Here is a 586-nt window from a genome sequence, read left to right as displayed (position 1 = left end):
GGCGAACAGTTGCGGATCGCCGTGGACGAAGCCGACCCAGCCCAGCCAGCCCCACAGCAGGCTGCTCGCCCAGGACAAAAGCGTATTGCTCCATAGCCAACTTTTGCCCAGCGTGCGCGCAGGGGCTTGCCGGAAGTACGCCCGTGCCAGGACAATCCGCGCCAGCGTGAGCGAGTAGAGCACGGCCAGCCAGAAGACCATCGCCGTCGGCGCCATGGCATTACGGAAGATGTACAGCACCGGCAGAGGGATCACCAGGTTGGCGAAGAGCACGGCATACGACTGGCGGAACAAGAGATCGACCAGGTCGCGCTGTTGCAGGCTGTTATGCATGTCCGTAGTGCCTCAGGGAGACGAGTGATGGAAGGGAAGCGCGAACTGCGGGTGCTCATCGCCGATGACCACGGCATCGTACGGGACGGCCTGCGCCTGCTGCTGTCGACCCTGGACGACATCCGCATCGTCGGCGAGGCGGCGGACGGCCTGCGCCTGCAGGCTTTGTTGGAGGAGCAGCGTGCGGACCTCCTCCTGCTCGACCTGAACATGCCCGGCCTCAACCGGCTGCAGTTCATTCATGAACTGCGCC

General features: G+C 64.3%; 2 protein-coding genes. One reads left to right on the top strand and one right to left on the bottom strand.

Going from position 1 to position 586, the window contains the following annotated elements:
• Nucleotides 1-333 (bottom strand): hypothetical protein (locus tag PNI01S_RS28175; RefSeq protein WP_218191863.1); only part of this gene is annotated, 333 nt, incomplete at its 3' end.
• Between the two features lie 27 nt (nt 334-360).
• Between PNI01S_RS28175 and PNI01S_RS28170 the strand changes: the two genes are divergently transcribed.
• Nucleotides 361-586, top strand: a 226-nt coding sequence (locus tag PNI01S_RS28170; RefSeq protein WP_159457355.1) for a response regulator, incomplete at its 3' end; no start/stop codon positions are given.

Source organism: Pseudomonas nitroreducens NBRC 12694 (assembly GCF_002091755.1).
GTDB lineage: Bacteria > Pseudomonadota > Gammaproteobacteria > Pseudomonadales > Pseudomonadaceae > Pseudomonas > Pseudomonas nitroreducens.
This window is presented reverse-complemented; position numbering and strand designations above follow the sequence as displayed.